Source organism: Pleomorphomonas koreensis DSM 23070, from assembly GCF_000425185.1.
Lineage (GTDB): Bacteria > Pseudomonadota > Alphaproteobacteria > Rhizobiales > Pleomorphomonadaceae > Pleomorphomonas > Pleomorphomonas koreensis.
The window spans coordinates 1-16147 of the sequence record NZ_AULH01000016.1 but is presented as its reverse complement, the minus strand read 5'-3'; the positions used below and the strand labels follow the sequence as shown (position 1 = coordinate 16147).

12 protein-coding genes and 1 rRNA gene are annotated in these 16147 nt (G+C 67.7%); 5 read left to right on the top strand and 8 right to left on the bottom strand.

What is annotated here, in order from left to right; translation table 11 throughout:
• Positions 1 to 412 precede the first annotated feature (412 nt).
• Positions 413 to 2104 (top strand): NAD-dependent malic enzyme, encoded by a 1692-nt coding sequence (locus H512_RS0114150; RefSeq protein ID WP_053239883.1) that lies wholly within the window; start codon positions 413 to 415, stop codon positions 2102 to 2104.
• A gap of 348 nt (positions 2105 to 2452) precedes the next feature.
• Positions 2453 to 3067, top strand: a complete 615-nt coding sequence (locus H512_RS0114145) for a LysE family translocator (protein WP_026784013.1) — start codon at positions 2453 to 2455, stop codon at positions 3065 to 3067.
• On the opposite strand, the gene cyoE is transcribed toward H512_RS0114145, so the two are convergent.
• From cyoE to H512_RS0114110, 7 genes are all read right to left on the bottom strand, one after another.
• Positions 3058 to 3915, bottom strand: a complete 858-nt coding sequence (gene cyoE, locus H512_RS0114140) for a heme o synthase (RefSeq protein WP_026784012.1) — start codon at positions 3913 to 3915, stop codon at positions 3058 to 3060. The genes H512_RS0114145 and cyoE overlap by 10 nt on opposite strands.
• A 1-nt stretch (position 3916) precedes the next feature.
• Positions 3917 to 4273, bottom strand: a complete 357-nt coding sequence (gene cyoD, locus H512_RS0114135; protein WP_026784011.1) for a cytochrome o ubiquinol oxidase subunit IV — start codon at positions 4271 to 4273, stop codon at positions 3917 to 3919.
• A 1-nt stretch (position 4274) separates the two neighbouring features.
• A complete protein-coding gene (cyoC, locus tag H512_RS0114130) occupies positions 4275 to 4904 on the bottom strand; it encodes a cytochrome o ubiquinol oxidase subunit III (protein WP_053239882.1) in 630 nt (209 codons plus the stop codon).
• On the bottom strand, positions 4901 to 6880 hold the full coding sequence (gene cyoB / locus H512_RS0114125) for a cytochrome o ubiquinol oxidase subunit I (protein ID WP_026784009.1): 1980 nt from the start codon (positions 6878 to 6880) through the stop codon (positions 4901 to 4903). Before cyoB ends, cyoC begins: the two co-directional genes overlap by 4 nt.
• Positions 6881 to 6914: 34 nt before the next feature.
• The gene (gene cyoA / locus H512_RS24080; protein ID WP_245585415.1) at positions 6915 to 7811 is read right to left on the bottom strand and encodes a ubiquinol oxidase subunit II; all 897 of its coding nucleotides are present in this window, start codon (positions 7809 to 7811) and stop codon (positions 6915 to 6917) included.
• Between the two features lie 109 nt (positions 7812 to 7920).
• Positions 7921 to 9240: a cation:proton antiporter gene (locus H512_RS0114115; RefSeq protein WP_053239881.1), complete on the bottom strand. Its 1320-nt coding sequence runs from the start codon at positions 9238 to 9240 to the stop codon at positions 7921 to 7923.
• A 115-nt stretch (positions 9241 to 9355) separates the two neighbouring features.
• Positions 9356 to 11761, bottom strand: a complete 2406-nt coding sequence (locus H512_RS0114110) for a membrane-bound PQQ-dependent dehydrogenase, glucose/quinate/shikimate family (protein WP_053239880.1) — start codon at positions 11759 to 11761, stop codon at positions 9356 to 9358.
• 234 nt (positions 11762 to 11995) lie between these two features.
• Between H512_RS0114110 and H512_RS0114105 the strand changes: the two genes are divergently transcribed.
• Positions 11996 to 13144, top strand: coding sequence for an MFS transporter (locus H512_RS0114105; RefSeq protein WP_026784006.1), 1149 nt, complete (start codon positions 11996 to 11998; stop codon positions 13142 to 13144).
• Positions 13145 to 13189: 45 nt separating this feature from the next.
• Complete coding sequence (arfB, locus tag H512_RS0114100) at positions 13190 to 13615, top strand: alternative ribosome rescue aminoacyl-tRNA hydrolase ArfB (RefSeq protein ID WP_026784005.1); 426 nt, start codon at positions 13190 to 13192, stop codon at positions 13613 to 13615.
• 6 nt (positions 13616 to 13621) lie between these two features.
• On the opposite strand, the gene H512_RS24075 is transcribed toward arfB, so the two are convergent.
• Positions 13622 to 15289 (bottom strand): DNA recombination protein RmuC, encoded by a 1668-nt coding sequence (locus H512_RS24075; RefSeq protein WP_210162699.1) that lies wholly within the window; start codon positions 15287 to 15289, stop codon positions 13622 to 13624.
• A gap of 720 nt (positions 15290 to 16009) precedes the next feature.
• Here H512_RS24075 and H512_RS0114090 point away from each other — a divergent pair.
• Positions 16010 to 16147: ribosomal RNA gene (locus H512_RS0114090) — 16S ribosomal RNA — on the top strand; the annotation flags it as partial.

Genomic DNA, 16147 nt, shown 5'->3' with positions numbered 1-16147 from the left:
CTTCGTCGGCTATGAATACGTACGTAGCGGCCATCGAGTCCGACCTTGCCGCCGCGGCCGTTGCCGCGTCGATCGGCCGCCGTCGCGTCGATCTCCTTGGCCGCCGCTGCAAAGCCCGGCTTATCCGGGGTTTTCCTGAAGAAAGACGGCCGAGTGGCCGCAGTTTTGCCGCCGCAACGGCTTGTCGTCGATGACATGAATTTCCAACTACATCGATATAGTAGTCGGACACCCGCCGATTTACGCGTTTAAGCTCCCCGGGCAAAGACGACGTCGTGTTTCTACGGAAGATTTTCTGATGCAAAAGGGGCAGTAAGTGGCCCGAAAAAATGGGATCGGCGACCGCGCCGGATCCGTGGTGTTCCGCCGAGATGGCGGGCCCGGTTCGACAGCCAGAAGGATGAAGAGAGAGATGAACGACGTGACCCTCAAGGACGGCGCGGCCGTCAAGGCGATCCCCACGAGCCAGGCCCTCATCGAAGACCCGTTGCTGAACAAGGGCACGGCTTTCACCCAGGCCGAGCGCGACGCCTTCAAGCTGAACGGCTATTTCGGCGACGCCGTCGAGACGCTGGACACCCAGGTCGCCCGCTCGCTGGAGACCATCCGCGCGCTGCCGACCAACCTCGACCGCTACGTTTATCTGCGCGACCTGCAGGACGCCAACGAGACGCTTTATTTCGCGGTGATCACCCGCAATCTCGACGAACTGCTGCCGATGATCTACACGCCGACCGTCGGCGCCGGCTGCCAGCAGTATCACCACATCATCCGCCGTCCGCGCGGCTTGTTCATCTCCTATCCGAACCGCGCCAAGATGGACGAAATCCTGGCCAACCCGCGCTATGACAACGTCGAGTGCATCGTCGTCACCGACGGTGAGCGCATCCTCGGTCTCGGCGACCAGGGCGTCGGCGGCATGGGCATCCCGGTCGGCAAGCTGGCCATCTACACCGGCTGCGGCGGCATCGCCCCCGACACCGTGCTGCCGATCACCTTGGACACCGGCACCAACAACGCCGAACGCATCGCCGATCCGCTCTACTTCGGCTGGAAGCACGAGCGCATCCGCGGCGAGGAATACGACAGCTTCATCGACCAGTTCGTCGAGGCCGTGAAGAAGCGCTGGCCGAACGTTCTTCTTCAGTGGGAAGACTTCCACAAGAACAACGCCAACCGTCTGCTCGACAAGTATCGTGACGCGCTCTGCACGTTCAACGACGACATCCAGGGCACGGCTTCGGTTGCCACCGGCACGCTGCTGGCCGGCATCCAGATCACCGGCAAGCCGCTCACCGAGCAGCGCGTCGCCATCCTCGGCGGCGGCTCGGCCGGCGTCGGCATCGCCGACCTGATCCGCATGGCGATGGTCGCCGAGGGCCTCAGCGACGAGGAAGCCCGCAAGCGCTTCTTCATCGTCGGCCGTTACGGCCTCGTCACCGAGAAGACGCCCAACCTCGACACCTTCCAGCTCGGCTTCCGTCAGGACAGCAAGATCATCGACGGCTGGGACGTCGCCGAGGCCGGCAAGGCTTCGCTTTACGAAGTGATCAAGAACGCCAAGCCGACCGTTCTCGTCGGCGTGGCCGGCCAGCCGGGCATGTTCACGGAAGAAATCATCCGCGAGATGGGCAAGCACACCGAGCGGCCGATCGTCTTCCCGCTGTCGAACCCGACCTCCTGCGTCGAGGCCCAGCCGTCGGACATCATCAAGTGGACCGAAGGCCGCGCCATCATCGGCACGGGCTCGCCGTTCCTGCCCTTCGAGTACGAGGGCAAGACCTACCACTTCGCCCAGACCAACAACTCCTACATCTTCCCGGGCGTCGGCCTCGGCACGCTGGCCGTCGGCTCGAAGCGCGTGACGGACGCCATGTTCCTGGCCGCCGCCCGCGCTCTCGCCGAGCTGTCGCCGGCCAAGACCAACCCCGGCGACAAGCTGCTGCCGACGCTCGACCGCATGCGCGAGGTCTCCTCGCACATCGCCGTCGCCGTCGCCAAGCAGGCGATGGCCGAGGGCCTTGCCCCGAAGCTGGACGATGCCGCCATCAAGGCCGCCATCACCGCCAAGGTGTGGGAGCCGGTCTACAAGTCGCTCGTCTGATCGACGATCGCAGGTGACTAACTGAGCCGGGCGGCCGTGAGGCCGCCCGGTTTCGTTTTGGGTCTCGTGTGGGCCGGGCGCCTTATATCGGCCCCGCGTTTGTCCTGCTCGAGGTCCTCCGCCTATGCGGAGGATGACAGAATTATATATAAAAAACATATACATAGGTTGTCATTCTCCGCATAGGCGGAGGATCTCGGGCAGAATGGGGCAGGCGGCGAGTATAGGACTCCTTCTCTCCGGGGCAGATCGTTCAGGGCGCCCCTCTTCCAAAAATCGGGTGGCCTCGGCGACTGGATGCCGGCAGGATGGGGCGAACCAGCCGGAGCCCCGATGATGTCCGCTCTTCTGTCTCCCGAATTCCTCCTGACCTCGCTGATCGTCGTCGCCTCGCCGGGCACCGGCGTGCTCTACACCCTCGGCGCCGGCCTCGGGCGCGGCGGCCGGGCGGCGGTGATCGCCGCCTTCGGCTGCACGCTCGGCATCCTGCCGCATCTTCTTGCCGCCGTGCTCGGCCTCTCGGCGATGATCGAGACAAGCGCCGTCGCCTTCGAAATCCTGCGCGTCGCCGGCGTCGCCTATCTCCTCTACATGGCCTGGATGACGCTGAAGGAGACCGGCGCGCTGGCCGTGGCGCCCGACGGCCGCGACGGCTCGGCCTTCGACATCACGTTCAGGGCGATCCTTCTCAACCTCCTCAACCCCAAGCTCACCGTGTTCTTCCTCGCCTTCCTGCCGCAGTTTGTCGGCAGCGGCGAGGCGGCGCCGACGCTGCGCTTCGTCGAACTCGGCGGCGTGTTCATGGCGATGACCTTCGTCGTGTTCGCCCTCTACGGCGTCGCCGCCGCCGGGGTGCGCGACCGGGTGCTGTCGCGGCCGGCGGTGCTCGCCGGGCTGCGGCGGCTGTTCGCCGGCGCCTTCGTGCTGCTCGGCCTGAAGCTGGCGCTCGCCGATCAGCGATAGTCGACGGCCATCATCAGGCAGAGCACGAGAAGGCAGCAGAGCGAGGCGAGGAAGACGCGCCGCGCCCAGCGGCCGTCGTCGGCTGCCATGCCGGATAGGGCGACGGAGAGCCAACCGGCGGCGGCCAGCACGGCGGCGCCGAGATAGGCGCCGCCGGTGTAGCCTGCCGGCGACAGCGCGACCGAGGCGAAGCCGAAGGCGGCGATCACCAGCACGATGCGGAATTTGGTGGCGGCGACGCCGTGGCGGACGGGGTGCACCGGCACGCCGGCGGCGGCATAGTCGTCGCGGCGGAGAACCGCGATGGCGTCGGAGTGGGGGATCTGCCAGAGGGAGAACATCAGGAACAGGAGGAGGGCCGCGCCGTCGAGCCGGCCGGTGGCGGCGGCGTAGCCGATGACCGGCGGCGTCGCGCCGGCCAGGCTGCCGACCAGCACGCCGACCGGCGAGCGCCGCTTGAACCACAGGCTGTAGGGGCCGACGTAGATGAAGAGGCCGGCCGCCGCCGTCGCCGCCGCGAGGCGGCCGGTGATCAGCATCAGCAGCAGCAGGCCGAGGGCTGAGAGCGCCGCGCCGTAGGCGATGGCGGTGGCGATGCCGACCGCGCCGGTCACCATCGGCCGGCTGGCCGTACGGCTCATCAGGGCGTCGATGTCGCGGTCGATGACATTGTTGAAGACGCAGCCGCCGGCCACCACCAGCGCCACGCCGATCAGCGCGGCGGCCAGCAGCCGGATATCGATGGCGCCGCGGGCGCCGAGCAGGAAGCCGCCGGCTGTCGAGATCAGGTTGCCGCCGACGATGCCAGGCTTTACGAGGCGCAGATAGGGGTTGCGGCCGGCCGCCACCTCAGAAGGCCTCGGGCGGCATGGGCATGCCGTGGCTCATGTTGGCCTGGGCGTTGAACAGGATCCAGACGCTGCCGCCGACCAGGATGCCGACCACCAGCAGGGCGAACAGCGCCGCGTAGACGTTCCAGCGCTGTTCGAGCGAGCCGTCGATGTGCAGGAAGTCGACGAGATGCACCAGCACCTGCACGGCGGCCAGCGCGAAGATGACGAGGATGGTGGGATCGCGCGGCAGTGCCCCGGTCATCACCAGGGCGAAGGCGGCGCCGGTCAGCAGCACCGACAGCACGAAACCGCGGAGATAGTGGCGGAGCGAGGCGGCGGCGCCGGGAAGATGCTGGGTTCTGCCGTCGGCCATGTCAGAGGACTCCCGTCAGGTAGACTTCGGTGAAGACGACGATCCAGATGATGTCGAGGAAGTGCCAGAACAGGCCGAGGAGGGCCATGCGGCGGTGGACCGTGGCGGAAAGGCCGTCGCGGGCGAGCTGGACGGCCATCACCGCCATCCAGACGAGGCCGGAGGCGACATGCAGGCCGTGGGTGCCGACCAGGGCGAAATAGGCCGAGAGAAAGGCGCTGCGGCTGGGGCCGGCGCCTTCGCCGACGAGGTGGTGGAACTCGTAGGCCTCCATGGCGACGAAGGCGAGGCCGAGCGCGAAGGTCAGCGCCAGCCAGCGCAGGGCCGTCCGCCTCCGATCGTCGTGGGCGGCCAGCGTCACGAAGCCATAGGCAACCGAACTCAAGAGCAGGATGGCCGTCTCGGCCAGCACGTAAGAGAGGTCGAAGATGTCGCGGCCGGTCGGGCCGCCGGCATAGTTGCGGCCGAGCACGGCGTAGACGGCGAACAGCGAGGCGAACAGCACGCAGTCGCTCATCAGGTAGAGCCAGAAGCCGAATACGGTCTTCTCGGTGAGTTCGGTGTCGTGTTCGGAGGCCGGCGGCAGTTGCGGGGCATGCACCGAGTGGGCCTCGGGAAGATCGATGGTCATGGCTGGCCGGCTCCGGCTTCGAGGCGCCGCAGTTCGAGATCCTTCACCTCGGCGGCCGGAATGACGAAGGCGATGTCGGCCTCGAACAGGCGATGCAGCAGCACGGCGAACATGGCGAGGGCGCTCACGGCGGCCAGCCACCAGATGTACCAGACGAGGCCGAAGCCGAGGCCGATGCTGAGGATGCCGATCAGCAGGCCGGCGGCGGTGTTGCTGGGCATGTGGATGTCGCCATAGGGCGAGGCGGGCACGAACATGCCGCCGCCGCTCGCCTTCATCCGCGCCCAGGCGTCGAGTTCGGTGACATGCGGCGTCTCGGCGAAATTGTAGGCCGGCGGCGGCGAGGAGGTCGACCATTCGAGCGTGCGGCCGTTCCAGGGATCGCCGGTGAGGTCGCGCAACTCGTCGCGCTTCCAGATGCTGTAAGCGATTTGCAGGATGGTGAAGAGGATGCCGAGGGCGATCAGCCCGGCGCCGCCGGCGGCGACCACCAGCCAGGGATGCCAGTCCGGGTTGTCGTAATGGCTGAGCCGGCGCGTCATACCCATGAAGCCGAGCACGTAGAGCGGCATGAAGGCGACGTAGAAGCCGACGATCCAGCACCAGAAGGCCGCCTTGCCGAGCGGCTCGTAGAGGCGGAAGCCGGTGGCCTTGGGAAACCAGTAGGTGATGCCGGCGAAGACGCCGAACACCACGCCGCCGATGATGGTGTTGTGGAAATGGGCGATCAGGAACAGGCTGTTATGCAGCACGAAGTCGGCGCCGGGCATGGCCAGCAGCACGCCGGTCATGCCGCCGATGGTAAAGGTGATCATGAAGCCGAGCGTCCACAGCATCGGCACCGTGAAGCGCACGCGGCCGCGGAACATGGTGAACAGCCAGTTGAACATCTTCACGCCGGTGGGGATGGCGATGATCATGGTGGCGATGCCGAAGAAGGCATTGACGTTGGCGCCGGCGCCCATGGTGAAGAAGTGGTGCAGCCAGACCACGAAGGAGAAGAAGGTGATGGCGATGGTCGCCCAGACCATCGACTTGTAGCCGAACAGCGGCTTGCCGGAGAAGGTGGCGACGACTTCCGAGAACACGCCGAAGGCCGGCAGCACCAGGATGTAGACCTCCGGGTGGCCCCAGGCCCAGAACAGGTTGACGTACATCATCTGCTCGCCGCCGCCGTCGTTGGTGAAGAAATGCGTGCCGACGTAGCGGTCGAGGGCGAGCAGCGACAGCGTGACGGTGAGGATGGGGAAGGCGGCGACGATCAGCACATTGGTGCAGAAGGCCGTCCAGGTGAAGATCGGCATGCGCATCAGCTTCATGCCCGGCGCCCGCATGCGCAGGATGGTGGCGAGGAAGTTGACGCCGGTGAGCAGCGTGCCGATGCCGCTGATCTCAAGGCTCCAGATGTAGTAGTCGACGCCGACGTCGGGGCTGAAGGAGGTCTCCGACAGCGGCGGATAGGCGGCCCAGCCGGTCTTGGCGAACTCGCCGAACACCAGCGAGGCGTTGATCAGGATGGCGCCGGCGAAGGTCAGCCAGAAGCTCAGCGAGTTGAGGAAGGGGAAGGCGACGTCGCGGGCGCCGATCTGCAGGGGCACGGCGATGTTCATCAGCCCGACCACCAGCGGCATCGCCACGAAGAAGATCATGATGACGCCGTGCGCCGAGAAGATCTGGTCGTAGTGGTGCGGCGGCAGGTAGCCGGGATTGGCGCCGAAGCTGATCGCCTGCTGGATGCGCATCATGATGGCGTCGGTGAAGCCGCGCAGCAGCATGACGAGGCCGAGCACCACGTACATGATGCCGATCTTCTTGTGGTCGACCGAGGTGAGATATTCGTCCCAGAGCCAGCGCCAGCGGCCGTACCAGGTGATGGCCGCCGCGACGGCGAGCGCCGCCAGCCCGCCGAGGCCGACGGCGGCCATGGTGACGACCTGGTCGTAGGGAATGGCCTCAAGAGTGAGCTTTCCGAAGATGGCGTTCACGTCGCGCTCTCCTTGGCCGCCGTCCTCAGCCGCCCGGATGCGCCGGCGGCGGCGCGTTGCGGTACTTGTCGACGAGGCTCTGCAACAGGGCGGGGCTGCCCGGCGCGTAGTAGGCGACGGCGTTGTTGCTGCTGGGCTTGGCGAGTTCGGCATAGGCGGCGGCGTCGAGCGGCCGGCCGGCCTGCTGCACCTTGCCGATCCAGGCGTCGAAGTCGGCCCGCGACATGGCCAGCGCCTTGAACTTCATGCCGGAAAAGCCGGCGCCGCTGTAGTTGGCCGACAGGCCGTCGAAGCTGCCGGCCTCGTCGGCGATGACGCCGAGTTCGGTGCGCATGCCGGCCATGGCGTAGATCTGGCCGGCGAGACCGGGGATGAAGAAGGAGTTCATCACCGAATCCGAGGTGATCTCGAAGCGAACCGGCGTGCCGACCGGCAGGGCCACCTCGTTGACGGCGGCGACGTTCTGCGCCGGGTAGACGAACAGCCACTTCCAGTCGAGCGCCACCACGTCGATCACCAGCGTCTTGTCGTCGCCGGCCAGCGGCCGGTAGGGGTCGAGGGCGTGGGTGGTGGTCCAGGCCAGCGAGCCGAGAACGATGACGATGAGGAGCGGCACGCCCCACACCACCGCCTCGATGGCGTCGGAGCGCGCCCAGTCGGGCAGCGATTTGGCGCGGGTGTTGGAGGCGCGATACCAGAAGGCGAAGGCGATCGTCATCACGATGACCGGGACGACGACGATCAGCATCAGCCCGGTGGAGATCAGGATCAGCTCCTTCTCGCGGGCGGCGATCGGCCCCTTGGGGTCGAGCACGGCGAAGCGGCAGCCGGCGGTGAGGAGGGCAACAGCTACAGTGAACGATGCGGCGCGCAGGCGGCGGAGGACGGTGGGCTTCGGTCTCAGGCGGCGGAAAACGGACACGGCATCTCTCCGGGGAGATCTCCCAGACGCGTGCAAAGGCGGACAACGCGCGGCCGTACGGAAAATTCCCCATGTGGTTAACGCCGACCGGCGGCTTTGGTTCCGTGGCCTATGTCGACTTGTCGTCGGGCGGCGGCCGGGTCGTAAGGCGGATGACCCGTTCGAGCGTCAGGCCCTGGACGACCGACGAGAACAGGATCACCGCGTAGGTGGCGGCGAGGATCAGCTCGCGCTCGTCGCCGTAGGGCACCGACAGGGCGAGCGCCGCCGAGATGGCACCGCGCACCGCCGCCCAGGTGAGGATGACGCCGGCCCCCTTGTCGAAGCGCAGCCAGCCGCCCAGCGTCGCCAGCGTGGCGGCGACGGTGGCCGAGCGGGCGATCAGCACCACCGGCACGGCGATGAGGCCGAACAACAGCGGCGTCGTCCGGAGGTGCAGCACCAGCACTTCGAGGCCGAGCAGCACGAACAGCGCGGCATTGAGCAGGTCGTCGATCAGCCGCCAGAAGCCGTAGAAATAGGCGCGGGTGCGCTCGCTCATGGCGCGCGGCGCGCCGAGGTTGCCGATCAGCACGCCCGAGGCGACGACGGTGATCGGCCCGCTGACGCCGATGGCGTCGGCCAGCGCGTAGCCGCCCATGGCCAGGGCGAGCGAGATCAGCACCTCCACCGAGTAGTCGTCGATCTGGCGGAAGGCGTAGGTGGCGGCCAGGCCGGCGACGACGCCGAGCACCAGGGCGCCGGCGATCTCGGCCAGGATCTCCAGCGTGGCGACGGCGATGCCGGTGTCGCCGTCGCCGGTGGCCGCCGACAGCGCCAGCGAGAACAGCACCACGCCGACGCCGTCGTTGAACAGCGACTCGCCGACCACGTCGACGCGCAGCCGGGCGGGCAGCGGCACGTGCTCGAGGGCCGCCGACACGGCGATCGGGTCGGTGGGGGCGATCAGCGCGCCGAACACCAGGCACCAGGCAAAGGAGATCGGCAGGCCGGCAAAGCCGGCCACCGCATGGAGCATGGCCGCCACCAGCACGGCCGACAGCGCCACGCCGATGGTGGCAAGCAGGGCGATGGCCAGGCTGCGCCGCTTCAGTTCCTGCCAGTCGATGGTGATGGCGGCGGCGAACAGCAGGAAGGCCAGCACGCCCTGCATCAGCGTCGCCTCGAAGTCGATGCGCCGCAGCATGGCCTCGACGGCGTCGACCGGCCACAGCGAGGGCACCGTCCGCTCGACCAGCACCAGCGCCACCGCCGCGCCGAGACCCATCAGCAACAGCGCGATGTGCTCGGGCAGGCCGAGGAAGCGCCGGTTCAGCCAACTGAAGCCGGCGGTGGTGACGATCAGCAGCGCAAAGACCTGGAACAGCGACAGTTGAGCCTCCGGCGGGCTGGCGGGGATGGATGGAGTATTGCCGGGTGAAGCGGTCACCGGTTCGCGTGAAGAAAAGCGTCAATCAAAGAGCCGGAGCGCTTGCACGAAACACGCAAACGCTCCGGAGGGGCCGGGCACCCTGGCGCCCAGCCGGACGGCCGGTCATGACCGGTCAGGGCAGGGCATAGGCGATCAGTTCGTCGCTGATCGGTGTCTCCATGAAGTGATGGCCACCAGCCATGATCGCCACATACTGCTTGCCGTTCGCCTCGTAGGTCATCGGCGTCGCCTGGCCGCCGCCCGGCAGCGTGTCGCTCCACAGCGTGTTGCCGGTCTTGAGGTCGATCGCCCGGATCAGGTTGTCGGTGGCGGCGGCGATAAACACCACGCCGCCGGCCGTCACCACGGCGCCGCCGTTGTTCGGCGTGCCGATGTCGACCGGCAGCATCGAGGGGATGCCGAACGGGCCGTTGGTGCGGGCGGTGCCGAAGGGGCGATCCCACAGCGTCTTGCCGCTTTTCAGGTCGATCGCTCGGATGCCGCCATAGGGCGGCTGCTTGCACAAGAGCCCGGTGACCGGCAGGCGCCAGCCGGCGTTGACGTTGACGGCGAACGGCGTCTCGGCCTGCGGGTCGCCGGCACCCTCGGCGCCGCCGATGGCGCCGCGCGCCTGGCTGCGCGGCGTCCAGCCGAGGCGGTCGGCCTCGTCGCGCGGCACCAGGCGGACGTAGTTGGGCATGTCGTTGTAGTTGGCGATGATGATGCCGCGCCCCGGATCGACGGCGACGCCGCCCCAGTCCGAGCCGCCATTGTAGCCGGGATACTCGATGCTGTGGGTCGCCGACGTCGGCGGCGTATAGAATCCCTGATAGGTGGCGGTGCGGAACTCGATGCGGCAGACCATCTGGTCGATCGGCGACATGCCCCACATGTCCTTCTCGCTGAGGTCGGCCTTGCGCAGCGTGTGGTAGAGCGAGTGCGGCTGGGTCGGCGCGCGCTGCTGGGGCTCGACGCCGCCGCCCGGCGCCGGCCGTTCCTCGACCGGCGTCAGCGGCTTGCCGGTGCGGCGGTCGAGCACGTAGATATCGCCCTGCTTGGAGGGCAGCACCAGCGCCGGCACGGGGCCGCCGTCGGTGGGGAAGTCGACCAGCGTCGCCTGCGAGCCGAGGTCGTAGTCCCAGACGTCCTTGTGCACCGTCTGGAAGTGCCAGACCGGCCGGCCGGTGCCGACGTCGAGCGCCACCAGCGAGGTGGCGAAGTCGTTCTCGATATCGCTGCGCTGGCTGCTCCAGTAGTCGACGGCCGAGTTGCCGAGCGGCAGGTAGACGAGGCCGAGCTGTTCGTCGCCGCTCGCCGCCGTCCACATGTTGGGGGTGCCGCGCGCGTAGCTGCGACCTTGCGGGGGCAGGCCGGTGATATCCGGCTGCTTCATGTCCCAGGCCCAGCGCAGGGCGCCGGTGACGGCGTCGTAGCCCTGGATGGCGCCCGACGGCGCACTACGGATCTGGCCGTCGAGCACCTGATGGCCGGTGACGATGACGCCGCGGACGATGGTCGGGGCGGCGGTGATCGACAGCATGCCGGGCTCCACCTTGCCCATGCCGAGCTTGGTGTCGACGGCGCCGTTCTCTCCGAAGCCGGGGCAGGGAGTGCCGGTGGCGGCGTCGACGGCGATCAGGCGGGCGTCCAGCGTGCCTTCGATGATGCGGGCGGCGCAGGCCTCGCCGGTGCGAGCGCCCGGCACCTCATAATAGGTGACGCCACGGCAGGCGGCGGTATAGGGGATCCAGTCGTCGCTGACCTTGGGATCATAGCGCCAGCGCTCCTTGCCGGTGGCCGGATCGAGCGAGATCATCACGTTCTTCGGCGTGCAGAGGTAAAGCCCGTTGCCGACCTTGAGCGGCGTCGTCTCGGCGCCGTATTTGCCCCTGGCGAACTCCGACTGCGGCAGGTCGCCGGTGTGGATGTTCCAGACGCGCTTGAGCTTGCCGACGTTATCGGGGGTGATCTCGGCCAGCGGCGAATAGCGGCGGGCGCTGTCGCTGCCGCCGTAGGCCGGCCAGTCGGCGCCGGCCAGATGCAGCGACGGATCGGCCTGGGCATCGGCCGGGCCGGCCGGCGGCAGGGCGCCGGCGTAGTCGGTGACGTGGGCGTTGGGCAGCGTCAGGCCGATGATGGCCGCCGCCGCGACGATCACCACGTCGGCGAGAAACGCCGCCCGCCAGTTGGCGTGGCGCGGTCTCAGCGCCGGCATGGCGGCGACGATGAACAGCAGCATGACGGTGGGCGCGACAACGCGCGGCACCAGCGCCCAGCCGTCGAGGCCCGCCTCCCAAACCGCCCAGACCAGCGTCGCGACGTAGACGAGGCCGTAGAGCCATAGCGCCAGCGCGCTGCCGCGCCAGAGCAGCCAGGCGGTCAGCAGCAGGCCGAGGCCGGCCAGCGCGTAATAGGGCGAGCCGCCGACGTAGATCAGATAAAGACCGCCGACGATCAGGGTGAGGCCGATCAGGGCGATCGCCAGGGCGAGAAGAAGAACCAGCCAGTGCGGCCGGCGGAAAGTGCCTGGGACGGTCATGCGTTTGCCTCCGAACGGACGGGTATTCCGGATCAACCGGCGTCAGGCGGGGCGGCGCGCGATGGCTCCCATCCATGTCGGAGCGATCGCCGTATCCCGTCGGCTTTCCGGAAACGCCCGGTCGGCCATCCGGTTCCGGACGGGCGATCGCCGCGGCTCTTGACGCCGCTGGCTGAATCGAATCAACTGCCGCCGCCCCAGGGAAAGGCAGCCAGTTTCGAGGGATCGTCCATCATGTCTACCGCCGCCTTCGAGGCGCCTGCCATTGGCCGCGCCGAGCAATTCTCGACCCGCGTCGCCTTCTTGATCGCCGGCTTTGGCGGTGCCGTCTGGGCGGCGCTGGTGCCGTTCGCCAAGACGCGGGCCGGCCTCGCGGAAGGCAGTCTCGGCCTGCTGCTGCTCGCCTTCGGCATCGGTTCGATCATCGCCATGCCGCTGGCCGGTGCGCTGGCCGGCCGTTACGGCTGCCGGCGGGTGCTGATCGTCTCGTCGCTGCTGGTCTGCGTCGCCCTGCCGGCGCTCGCCACGCTATCGGACCCCGTGCTGCTGGCCGCCGCGCTGTTCGTGCTCGGCGCCGGCGTCGGATCGGTCGACTGCGTCGTCAACATCCAGGCGGTGATCGTCGAGCGGGCGGCCGGCCGGGCGCTGATGAGCGGCTTCCACGGCTTGTTCAGCGTCGGCGGCATCGTCGGCGCCGCCGGCTGCGCCGGCGCGCTCAGCCTCGGCGCCTCGCCGCTTGGCGTGTCGCTGATCGCCTTTGTCTTCACGGCGGCGATGCTGGTCTGGGCGGCGCCGCATTTCCTCGGCTTCGGCGGCGACACGTCCGGCCCGGCCTTCGCGCTGCCGCGCGGCGCCGTGCTGTTCATCGGCATCCTCTGCTTCATCGTCTTCCTGACCGAAGGCTCCATCCTCGACTGGAGCGCGGTGTTCCTGACCTTCTCACGCGGCGCCGACCCGGCGCATGCCGGCTTCGGCTACGCCGCCTTCGCCACCACCATGACCATCGGCCGCCTCTCCGGTGACGCCATCGTGCGGCGGGTGAGCCGCACCACGATCATCCTGATCGGCGGCCTGCTCGCCGCTTCCGGCCTGATGATCGCCACGTTGGTGGCTTCGGTGCCGGCGGCCATGCTCGGCTTCGCGCTGGTCGGCGCCGGCTGCTCCAACATCGTGCCGGTGCTCTACAGCGCCATCGGCAAGCAGACGCTGATGCCCGAGAGCGTCGCCGTGCCGGCGGTGACGACGCTCGGCTATGCCGGCATCCTCCTGGGACCGGCGGCCATCGGCTTCGTCGCCCATGTCGCCTCGCTGCCGGCCGCCTTCCTGATCATCTCGGTGTTCCTGATCGGCGTGGCGGCGAGCGGCCGCTTCCTCAAGGTCTGACGAGGGGTTTGCGGAGGTCGGCAACGATCTTTATATCCTGCTGCCATGATCTACGTTGCCGACGGCCTCTACATCGACGAGAAGGACCTCAGCTTCTCCTATGTCCTGGCATCGGGGCCGGGCGGGCAGAACGTCAACAAGGTGGCGACGGCGGTGGCGCTACGCTACGACCTCTACAACGCCAGCGGCATACCCTGGGAAACCAAGGTGCGCGCCTCGCGCATCGCCGGTCCGTCGCGGATCACCCAGGCCGGCGAGATCATCATCCAGGCCCAGCGCTTCCGCTCGCAGGAGCGCAATCGGGACGACGCGCTCGAACGGCTGAAGGCCATCCTCGCCGAAGCGGCCATTCCGCCGCGTCCGCGCGTCGCCACCCGGCCGACGCGGGCGAGCCAGGTGCGGCGCGTCGACGCCAAGACCAAGCGCGGCGCCATCAAGCGCGACCGGCGGCCACCCGGCGGTGACGACTGACCCCGTTTACGAGACCTGATCCTCGGGCGCCGGCAGGGCGCCCGTCTCCTCCTCGGCGTCGGCCGCCGTTTCGACGAGGCCGGCATCGAGGCGCTTGGCCGTCTTGAGGCCGAGGGCACGCAGCAACTCGGCCTGCCGGACGACGTTGCCGCGGCCGGTGGCGAACTTGGCATAGGCGCGGTCGTAGGCGCCTTGCGCGTCCTTCAGGCCCTTGCCCACCCTGTCGAGGTCTTCGACGAAGCCGGCCAGCTTGTCGTAGAGTTCGGCGCCGCGCCGGGCGATGTCCTGGGCGTTCTTGCTCTGCTGCTCCTTCTGCCAGAGCTGGGCGACGATGCGCACCACGAACAAGAGCGACGACGGACTGACCAGCAGGATGTTCTTCTCCCAGGCCTGATGCCAGAGTTCGGCGTCGCGGGTGATGGCCACCAGGAAGGCCGGCTCGATCGGCACGAACAGGATGACGAAGTCGAGCGCCGTGACGCCGTGGATCTCCTGGTAGTTCTTGGCCGAGAGATCCTTGATGTGGCTGCGGATGCTGTCGAGATGGCGACGCAGGGCGCCCTCGCGGGCACCGTCGTCCTCGGCCGAGGAGAACAGCTCGTAGGCGGTGAGCGACACCTTGCTGTCGATCACCATGAAGCGCTGGCCGGGCAGGTTCAGCACGATGTCCGGCTGGATGCGGCTGCCGTCGTCGCGGGCATGGCTCTCCTGCGGCACGAAATGCAGGCCCTTGACCAGGCCGGCCGCCTCCAGCACCCGTTCGAGGATCAGTTCGCCCCAGTTGCCCTGGCTCTTGGCCTGGCCGCGCAGGGCGGTGGTGAGGTTGTGGGCGTCGCGCGAAAGCTGCTGGTTGAGGCTGAACAGCTGCCGCACCTGCTCGCCGAGTGCCGAGCGCTCCTTGGCCTCGTTGATGTAGACCTCCTCGACCTTGCCCTTGAAGTCGGCAAGCTGCACCTTCAGCGGATCGATGAGCGTGCCGAGCGAGGCGCGGTTGGCCTCGGAGAAGGACTTCGACTTCTCCTCCAGGATGTCGGCGGCCAGCGCCTTGAACTGGTCGGAGAGCTGGACGCGCGCCTCCTGCAAAAGCGCCAGCTTCTCGCTCGCCGCCTCGCGCTCCGCATCCGTGCGCGAGCGCATGTCGGTGAGGGCGACGCGCGCCTCGCCGAGCAGGCGCTGCGCCTCCTCCCGCTGTTCGCGGGCGCGGGCAAGCTCGATCTTCAACGCCTCGACCTCCTCGCACTTGGCGCGCAGGTCGGCGTGGGCGGCGCTGAGCTTGGACTGCACCGTGCCGAGCGCCTCGCGCATGTCGGCTTCGTCCTCGTCGTGCCGGCCCCTGACCTCGGTGAGGGTGGTGCGCGCCGCCTCCAGCTCCTGCTTGAGCCGCCGCGCCTCGTTGTCGCGCTCGTCGAGCGTGGCGCGGGTGCGGGCGAGATCGGCGGTGAGCGCGGCGTGGCGCTCCTTCAGGGCGGAAAGCTGGCTGTCCGCGTCGTTGAGCCGGGTGAGGCGTTCGTCGAGGCGGGCAAGCTCCAGCCGGCCGGCCGCCTCGCGGGCGGCAAGGCGACGCCGGCCGGCGAGGCTCAATACCGTCACGATGATGAGAACGGCGATGACGACAATAACCGGCAGCATCGGCGCCGGCCCGGCGAGGACGGCGGAAAAACTGGTTTCGGGCAACGAGCGACTCCTTGTCGTTTCCGTTTTGTTTACCATATCTGCATCACGACGCCGAGGAAACTGCCGAAGGTCGCCGCGGGCCTGCCGGATGGCGGGCGGAAAAGCCCGGAAATGCCGGAAGCGTCCTGGCGAACGGTCGGCGAATGCCGGCGCCGCACTGTCAAAAACCTTGGAAATCCGGGGCTTTGCGCGCTTCGACCGTCTATGACGGTTTTTTGAAGAAAAGGCGTTGACAGGCCGGGAGAGGGCTCATATAACCCGCTCCAACGACGGCGGCGCTGCGGCGACGTAGGGCCGGCGGATGTGTCGTCGCCAGGAGCGATGACGCGGAAGGGAGATGGTCAGCGGATTGCCTGCTGGTTCATCAGTGATCTTCCGGAGCGGACGTTAAGAACATGTCCGGATGTTTTGATCTGTCGGGGTCGCCATGTCGGCGGGTTTGGCGGATCGAGGTTCGGCGCGGTTCGATGGTCGGCTCTCCCGGTTTCGGGTTTGAGGCATTTGCCTCCGTTCTTTGACAAGTGGATAGGAAGAAAGAGAAACGTGGCCGGCGTTTGGGCTATTCGGCACGGACTGAGCCTTTAGGGGTTTGGTTTGTGCCAAGAAGAGCTAAGCACCGGAATGACGTTTCTTGATAGGTTTCCGTTTGGGTCTGTCCGTGAGGGTGGGTCTGGATGGAAAGACCTCGTCGAGTTTTTGTGATTTCGGGATGGAACTCTTGAACATGAGAGTTTGATCCTGGCTCAGAACGAACGCTGGCGGCAGGCTTAACACATGCAAGTCGAACGCTCGTAGCAATACGGGAGTGGCAGACGGGTGAGTAACACGTGGGAACATACCCTTTGGTTCGGAATAACT